The sequence below is a fragment of the Amycolatopsis samaneae genome (genome assembly GCF_039541975.1).
Taxonomy (GTDB): domain Bacteria; phylum Actinomycetota; class Actinomycetes; order Mycobacteriales; family Pseudonocardiaceae; genus Amycolatopsis; species Amycolatopsis samaneae.
In genome coordinates this window covers 212,143-220,386 of sequence record NZ_BAABHG010000017.1, presented here as the reverse complement: position 1 = coordinate 220,386, position 8,244 = coordinate 212,143, and the positions used below count along the sequence as shown (strand labels likewise).

Here is an 8,244-nt window from a genome sequence, read left to right as displayed (position 1 = left end):
GGCCTACCCAAACGCCACATCATCCGCTGCCTCAAACGCTACGTCACCCGAGAGATCTACCACGCCCTCACCACAGACATAGCCAACCTCACAACCACCACTTGACATCTATAGGAGCATCCTTCAGTGCACTCGCCGCGGTGAAGGCGTCCTTCAGCTCGGGTGGCCGCGGGCATGCCGGGGCGGTCTGGTGCGGTGTCCGTGTCCCGAACGCTCCGTTCGAGACGGTGAGCGTCTCGAACGGAGCGTTCGGGACGCCTCCGGTGGTCGGCGAGGTGGTCCGGGCCGACCGCGACAAGGGCGTCCCTCGGTGCGCTGGGTGCGACCAGGGCGTCCCTGGGTGCGGTGAACGCACCCAGGGCGTCCCTCGGTGGCGAACCGGCGCCGGGGCCGCTAGGTGAGCAGGAGCTTGCCGATGCGGCGGGTGGCGCCGAACACGCCGAGCGCGGCCAGTGCCAGCAGGTAGGCCAGATTTCCCAGCATTCCCAGGGAAAACACCCCGGCGGCGAGGCCGCGCATCAGCTCGATCCCGTGGTAGAGCGGGAAACACCGCACCACCCACTGCACCGGCTCCGGGTAGACCGACAGCGGGAAGAACGTGGTGGAGAACAGGAACATCGGCATCAGCACGAGGTTGATGTAGTCGAACTGCGAGGTCGACCGCAGGAACGTCACCAGCGCCATGCTGATCGCCGAGAAGGCGAACGCGATCAGCAGTGCCGCGGGCAGCATCGCCAGCGCCCACCACGAGGTGAGCAGGCCCATCACCGCGGTCACGCCGAGGAAGGCGAGCGAGTAGAGGCCGCCGCGCAACATCGCCCAGGCGATCTCGCCGGTGGCGATGTCCAGCGGGCCGATCGGGGTGGCCAGCATGGCGTCGTACAGCTTGGCGTAACGCAGTTTGAAGAACACGTTGTAGGTGCACTCGAACACCGCGCCGTTCATCGCCGAGGTCGCCAGCAGCGCCGGGGCGACGAACGCGACGTAGCTCATCGGGTGCCCGTCGGGCCCGGCGACCTCGGTGACCAGTTTGCCGAAGCCCAGCTGGAAGGCGAGCAGGTAGAACAGCGGCTCGAACACGCCGGACAGCAGGATCACCCAGGAACGGCGGTACACCACCGCCGCGCGTTCGACGACCGCGGAGGAGCGTCCGCTGTAGAGCGCGGGCGGCAGGACACGCAGCAGCAGGCCGCGGCGCGCCGGTTCGGCGAGCACGGTCATCTCACACCACCAGCCGTCGGTAGAAGAAACGGTGCGCGCACGCCCAGCCCACGGCGAACAGCGCGACCAGGAACGCGAGGTGCCCGAGCGCGGCCCAGCCGCCGACCCCGCCGACGCTGACCGCGCGGGAGAGCTGGGTGCCGTGCCACAGCGGGGAAATCCAGGCCAGCCAGCGCAGGGCGATGGGCAGCTGGGCGATCGGGAAGAACGTGCCGGAGAACAACGTCATCGGCATGACCACGAAGCGGAAGATCAGCCCGAACCGGGTGCCCTCGTCGAACGTCTTCGCCGCGAGCGCCGTCATCGGCGTGGTGCAGGCGAGCCCGGTGACCGTGCCCACCACGATCACCGCCAGTACGCCCGCGCCCGACCAGGCGCCGAAGCACGCGGCGATGGCGGCGTAGACCGCCCCGGCGAGGGTGAGCCGGATCGCCATCCAGATGAGGTGCCCGCCGAGCAGTTGTCCCGGCGACACCGGGGTGGCGGTGACCGCGAGGTAGTCCCGCTGCCACTTGAAACCGGACAGCACCGGGTAGCTGGACTCGGCGATCCCCTGCTGTGCCGCGCCCGCCACGAGCAACGCGGGCGCGACGTAGGCCAGGTAGGACAGTCCGCCGGTGGCGGGCCCCGCCCGCACCTGGGAGCCGAAGCCGAGACCCATGGCCGCGAGGAACAGAACCGGTTGCAGCCCGGTGGAGTAGAGCGTGGCCGCCCAGTAGCGCCGGTACCAGGTCCAGTACCCCTCGACCCGCAACCAGGCCCCGTGCCAGGCTCCGACGACCCGCCCCGTCGAACTGACCGACACCCCTACCCCTCCCCGGCCACTCTCGTCCACTCTGGACACTCAACTCCCCTTACCCCACAAGACACGTGACGGGAACGACAGCGAACGCGCCCCGCGAGCGCACCCCACCCATTCCCGTCACCTCACCCCTTCCCCCGTCACTCAATCGACCAGCGTCCGGCCGGTGAGCCGGAGGAACACGTCCTCCAGTGAGCTGCGCCGGACCAGGCTCGACAGCGGGCGCAGGCCGCGGGCGTGGACCTGTTCGAGGGTCGCCTCCCCGGCCATGCTGTAGAGCAGGACGCGGTCGGGCAGGACCTCGGTGCGTTCGGCCAGCCCCTCGGCCCGGCGGGCGGCCTCTTCCTGTTCGCCAACGGGGAAACGCAGCTCGACGACCTCTCGGGTGGAGTACCGGGTGATCAGCTCCGCGGGCGAGCCCTCGGCGGCGATCCGGCCGCCGTCCATGACGACGAGCCGGTCGCACAGCTGCTCCGCCTCATCCATGTAGTGGGTGGTGACGATGAGGGTGGTGCCCTCGGCCTTGAGCCGGAAGAGCCGGTCCCATAACAGGTGGCGGGCCTGCGGGTCGAGGCCGGTGGTCGGCTCGTCGAGCAGCAGCAGCTCCGGGTCGTTCACCAGGGAGCGCGCGATGGTCAGGCGGCGCTTCATGCCGCCGGAGAGCGGATCCACCTCGTCGTCGGCGCGGTCGGACAGCTGCGCGAACTCCATCAGCTCCTCGGCCCTGCGCCGGACCGCCGCCCTGGACAGGCCGAAGTACCGGCCGTAGATGTGCAGGTTCTGCCGGACGGTGAGCTCGACGTCGAGATTGTCCTGCTGCGGCACCACGCCGAGACGCGCGCGGATGCGCGGGCCCGCGACGTCCGGATCGAGCCCGAGTACCCGCAGCTCACCGTCGGTGCGCGGGGACACGCACGCGATCATGCGCATGGTGGAGGACTTGCCTGCCCCGTTCGGGCCGAGGAATCCGAAGGCCTCGCCGCGGCGGACCTCGACATCGATCCCGCGCACGGCCTCGAACTCGCCGAACCGCTTGACCAGCGCCTTCGCCTGGACCAGTGCCGGATCTTCCGCTGACTCTCCCACGCCTCGCACGATAGAGCCCACCACCGACAAAACACGACCCGTTTACCGCCGGGGCTTTGCCTGCGCGCTCGATGCCGTGAAGGACTCCTTCACGGCATCGAGCGCCGGGGAGGAGGCCTTCCCGGCCGGTCTTCAGGCCGTGTGCTGATACGCCGGGTAGGTGAGGTAGCCCGCGTCCCCGCCCTGGTAGTAGGTGGCCTCGTCGACCGGGGCGATCGGGAGCGCGCCACGCAGCCGCTCGACGAGGTCGGGATTGGAAATGAACGCGCGGCCGAAGCTGATGAGATCGGCTCCCTGCGCGAGCCAGCGGTCGGCGTCGTCCCGGCCGGCCTGCTTCGGCCCCATCGGGTACACCGGGTTCATCACGAGGGTGCCCGGCCACGCCCGGCGCAGGCCGAGCAGCACCTCGTCGTCGGTGGTGGCCTCGAAATGGACGTAGGCCAGGCCGAGCCGGGCGAATTCGGAAAGCAGCGCGACGTAGAGCTCGGGGACCTCGGTCTCCTCGACGCCCCAGAACGTCGCGCCCGGCGAGAGCCGGATCGCGGTCCGGGCGGCGCCGATCGCGTCCACGGTGGCGGAAACCGCCTCGACGGCGAAGCGGATCCGGTTGGCCACCGAACCCCCGTAGCGGTCGGTGCGCAGATTGGCGTTCGTGGAAAGGAACTGCGAGATCAGGTAACCGTTGGCGCCGTGCAGCTCGACCCCGTCGAACCCGGCCTCGACGGCGTGGCGGGCGGCGTGCGCGTAGGACTCGGCGTGCTCGGGGATCTCGGCGAGGTCCAGCGCGCGCGGCATCGGGGCGGGCTGGGGCCCGGTCGGGGTGAACACGTCCCCGGTGGCGGGCACGGCCGAGGGCCCGGCCGGCTGGAAGCCGGTGGTGTCGGGATGCGAAACGCGCCCGCCGTGCATGATCTGGGCGAAGATACGTCCGCCGTTGGCGTGCACGGCCTCGGTCACCGGGCGCCACGAAGCGGTCTGCTCGTCGGTGTACAGCCCCGGCGTCCCCGGGTTGGACTGCCCGATCAGGCTCGGCTGCACGCCCTCGCTCACGATCAGCCCGGCCGACGCCCGCTGGGCGTAGTAGGTCGCCATCGACGGAGTCGCCAGACCACCGGCGGCGGCCCGGACGCGGGTCATCGGGGCCATCACCACCCGGTTGGGCAGGGCCAGGTCACCGAGCCGGTAGCTGTCGAAAAGGGTTGCCACGTCAAGACTCCTTCGTAGTTCCGCGCGTCCGGACCCGGACACACGAACCACGCTAGAATCTGACATGGATGTCAGGGACAAGGCGCTGTGGCGCGGCTCATACGAAGGAGGACCCGATGCGCATCGGGGAGCTGGCGGAGCGGACCGGGGCCAGTGTCCGGTCCCTGCGGTACTACGAGGAGCAGCGGCTGCTCGTCAGCACGCGCAGCGCCGGCGGGCAGCGGCACTATGCGCCCGAGGCGGTCGGGCGGGTCGCGCTGCTCCAGCGGCTCTACGCCGCGGGCCTGTCCAGCACCACCATCGCCGAACTGCTCCCCTGCGTCGACTCGCCCAGCGAGACGAACTCCGACGCCGCGTTCGAGCGGATGGCCCAGGAACGCGACCGGCTGTCCGACCACATCACCGAGCTGATCCGCACCCGGGACGCGCTCGACGAGCTCATGGCCATCAACCGGCAGTACCGCGAGAGGCCCCGGACCGGGGTGTCCGCCTGCGCGGTTCCGCTGCCCGGGGCCTCTCGCCGTGCCGTGCTCAGCGGATCGGCACCGCGAGGTTCCGCGTCACCCCGTTGACCGTCACCGAAAGCCGCGCGACACCCGGGCGCAGCGCCGTCAGCACCCCGGTGGCCGGGTCGAACGACGCGACGTCCCACGGCGCGGGTGGCCAGGCCCCGGTCGCGATGTGCGTGCCCCAGGCACCGGTCCAGTCCGCGCTCACCGGGTAGGCGGCCGGGACGGCGCGCGCGCCCTGGGTGACCGTGGCCTTGACGTCGCCGCGCGCGCCGGGCCGCAACGTGTCCGGGCCGGTCAGGGTCAGCGCATCGACGTTGGGCCGGGTCTGGAAGCGCACCGGCTGTCCCCGGTCGCCGGGGTCGACCCGCACCATCGTCCAGCCGACGAACCCGCCGTCGCCCGGCGCCGCGGCCGGGCCCTTGCCGGAGTTGCCGTTCACCAGGTACGGGACGCCGTCGGTGCGGGAGAGGGCGAACACGCCCGCGTGCGAAGCGATCGACGCGGCGGGCTTGCCGGAGGACTGCTCGAACCCGGTGAGCCAGGTGGTCAGCAGCTCCGCTTCCTTGCGGTCGCCCAGCTGGGAGTTGCCGACCGGGCTCGGATCGGCGACCGGATGGTGCATCGCGACCACGACGCCGCGCACCGAGCGGTCCTTCGCCGCGCCGTCGAGCGCCTCGCGCAGCATCCGGACCTGGTCGAACCCGCCCGCGCGCAGCGTGCCGCGCGAGGAGTCCATCAGCACCAGCCGGATCCCGCGCACGTCCACGACGCGGTGCGTCTCGCCGAAGGCCGCCTTGAACTCGTCGAGCCCGTGCCCGCCGTCGGCCTCGTGGTTGCCCGGCACGTAGTACCAGGGCACCTTGCCCTCCAGTTCCTCGTTCAGCACCCTGCGGGCGAGCACGAAGTCGGGCGCCGTGCCGCGGTCGACGAAGTCGCCGTTGATCAGCACCAGATCGGGTTTCGCCGCGACGGCCTCGCGCAGCGCGCGCCGGGCCTGGGCGACCAGCGGCCCGTCCGGATCGTCCGCGGTGAACTGCGCGTCGCTGACGACGGCGATCCGCAGCCCGCCGTTGCCGGTCACGCCGACGAGCGCGGGGTCACGCGGGCGCGGATCGGCGGGCACGGTGGCCGCGGGCGAGACCTCGAGGGTGAGGTCGTCGAAGACGAGACGGCCCGAGTACTGGCGGTCGGGGAGGTTCTCGACGGCGTAGAAGCGGGTCAGCCGCTGGCCGTCGGGCAGCCCGGCGGGCACGTTCGCGGTGACGTACCGCCAGCCCGTCCAGTCCACCTTGCGCGCGAGGTCCACCACCGACGCGACGTTCGCGGCGTCCCGCAGCTCGGCACGCAGCCAGGCGCCCTTCCCGTCGCCCTCGACCCACAGGCCGATCCGCTGGGTGCCCGCCGGAACGGGCAGCGGCGCGGTGGCGTTGACGTAGGCCGCCCTGGTCGCGGTGGTGCCGGTGAGCCGGTAGTCCAGCGCGAGCCCGGCCGTGCCGGCGTGGCCGGGGGCCGGGGACAGCGCCGCGCCGACGGGCGCCGGGTACACCGACGCCGTCCAGCCGTCCGGACCGTCCAAAGGAGACACGACGCGCTTCTCGGTACCCGCCGACGCGCCGAGGTGGGTGGTCAGCCCCGCCACCGTCGCGGTGATCGCGGTGGCGCCGGAATCCTTCAGCGCGGTGACGGCGAACCCGTCGCCGTCGGGTTCGACACGGAACGCCGAGTGGTCGTAGTCGAGCTTGACGTCGTCCGGTTCGGCCCAGGTGCCGTAGCCGTCCGCGTCGTAGCCGTAGACCTGGAAGGTCCCGCGCGCCCCTGCCCCGGACAGCGCGACCTGCTCGGTGCTGGTGCCCAGCCGGACCGGCTTGCCCAGCACGGAAAGCTTCGTCGCGCCACTGGCGCGGCCCTGCCGGGCGGACACCTCGACCTCGGCCCGCGCGTCCGGGCGGAGGAAGTCGGGGTGCGCGGTGAACACGCCGCCCGTCACGGTGCCGCGGAACGGGTTCGAGGTGCTCCACCACGGCCGGGAGTCCACGGCGGCGCCGGTCTCGTCGTGCCCGTCGGCGACGAGCTTGCGCGACAGTCCGGAAAGGACCCTGGTGGCGTTGTGGCTGTTGCGCGCGGGCACCGGCGAGAACCCGGTGAGCCGTCCGCTGCCGGGCGCGGTCGCGATGCCGATCCCGTTGGGCACCAACCGTTCGCCACCGTCCGACGGCGAGTTGCGCACGGTCGCGTCACGCTCCCCCTGCGCGCGGGCGAGCAGCGTCGAGGAGCCGCCGCCGTCGAGGTTGATCGCCTCCGAGGCGCCGAGGGAGACCATGTGCCTGGCCAGTTCCAGCTCGGTCATGCCCCTGCTGTCGGCCTGGCGTCCGTCCACTGTGGCCAGCCACATCCGGCCGCCGTCGGCGGAGAAGCCGACCGCGGTGCGCGGGTGCGCGGCGACGTCGTCGACCGGCTGGACCTGCCCACCCTTGACCAGGACCTTGTTGCCGCCCACCGCGACCGCGAGCTTCCCGGCGTCCGAACGCGGCGCGTAGGAGACCTCGACCGGGTCGCCGGCACGCAGCGCGGCGAGCGCGTCGGCACCGGCCTCCCGCGCGAGGAGAACCGTGCTGCCCGCCGGGATCGGGCCGTCGGCGGGAGCGGTGCGGACCTGCGCGACGTGCCCGTCCCGGATCTCCACCTCGGTGACGCGCTGTGCGCCGGCCACGGAGCTGGCCCGGGACGAAGCGCCCCACAGCGGGGTGTAGACGCCGAGCGCGCCGGTATCCAGGACGGGGCTGTTGAAGTTCGTCGCGCGGACGGTGCTCCCGCCGGGCAGCTTCACGCTCGCTTCCAGGAAGACCTCGGCGAGCCGCGCCTTGCCCTCCTCAGTGATCGAGGCGGTCAGGTTGTGCCCGGCGGCGGGCGCGGTCTGTAGCCTGCCCCGGTCGATCCCGACGCCGATCGGCGCGCCGGTGGCGTTGATGTCGAAGAAGTCGCCGTTCACCCCGGCGACCGCGCCCGCGCGTGAAATCTGCTGGGACAGCGGCGTCCGCGCGGACACCGTACCGGGGCTGAGGTAGGTCGGCTTCAGCGTCTTGTTCGTGAGGTCGACGGCCAGCGTGTCGCCGCGGATCCAGCCGCGCGGGTCGTAGCGGTCGAACTGCGTGAGGTTCAGCCCGGGCGCGACCGGGGTCGTGGCACTGCCGGTGAGCAGGCCGTCGTCCGGGGGCGCGGCGGCGAACCGGGCCGGGCCCTCCTGCGCGGAGGACGCGGCGGGAGCCGCCTCCACGGGCGGTGGGCCGAGCGGAGCGGCCAGCGGGTCGGCGGCCGCGGAGGCGGCCAGTGCCGAGGAGGACAGCACAACGGCGGCGGCGAAAAACGCCAGACGCGATCTAATCACGGGTAGCCCCAGAATCGAGTGGTTAAGCCCGC

At 72.1% G+C, this 8,244-nt stretch carries 6 protein-coding genes; 1 reads left to right on the top strand and 5 read right to left on the bottom strand.

Going from position 1 to position 8,244, the window contains the following annotated elements:
* Window positions 1-393: 393 nt before the first annotated feature.
* The 4 genes from ABD987_RS36565 to ABD987_RS36550 form a co-directional block, all read right to left on the bottom strand.
* The gene (locus ABD987_RS36565) at window positions 394-1,221 is read right to left on the bottom strand and encodes an ABC transporter permease (RefSeq protein WP_345405187.1); all 828 of its coding nucleotides are present in this window, start codon (window positions 1,219-1,221) and stop codon (window positions 394-396) included.
* A gap of 1 nt (window position 1,222) precedes the next feature.
* Complete coding sequence (locus tag ABD987_RS36560; RefSeq protein WP_345405184.1) at window positions 1,223-2,026, bottom strand: ABC transporter permease; 804 nt, start codon at window positions 2,024-2,026, stop codon at window positions 1,223-1,225.
* A 141-nt stretch (window positions 2,027-2,167) separates the two neighbouring features.
* The gene (locus tag ABD987_RS36555; RefSeq protein WP_378214329.1) at window positions 2,168-3,121 is read right to left on the bottom strand and encodes an ABC transporter ATP-binding protein; all 954 of its coding nucleotides are present in this window, start codon (window positions 3,119-3,121) and stop codon (window positions 2,168-2,170) included.
* Window positions 3,122-3,241: 120 nt separating this feature from the next.
* Window positions 3,242-4,315: an alkene reductase gene (locus tag ABD987_RS36550; protein WP_345405178.1), complete on the bottom strand. Its 1,074-nt coding sequence runs from the start codon at window positions 4,313-4,315 to the stop codon at window positions 3,242-3,244.
* Between the two features lie 116 nt (window positions 4,316-4,431).
* Here ABD987_RS36550 and ABD987_RS36545 point away from each other — a divergent pair, with 116 nt between their 5' ends.
* Window positions 4,432-4,887, top strand: coding sequence for a MerR family transcriptional regulator (locus ABD987_RS36545; RefSeq protein WP_345405175.1), 456 nt, complete (start codon window positions 4,432-4,434; stop codon window positions 4,885-4,887).
* On the opposite strand, the gene ABD987_RS36540 is transcribed toward ABD987_RS36545, so the two are convergent.
* Window positions 4,847-8,173 (bottom strand): phosphodiester glycosidase family protein, encoded by a 3,327-nt coding sequence (locus tag ABD987_RS36540; protein WP_345405220.1) that lies wholly within the window; start codon window positions 8,171-8,173, stop codon window positions 4,847-4,849. The two genes, ABD987_RS36545 and ABD987_RS36540, sit on opposite strands and share 41 nt — an antisense overlap.
* Between the last annotated feature and the right edge of the window lie 71 nt (window positions 8,174-8,244).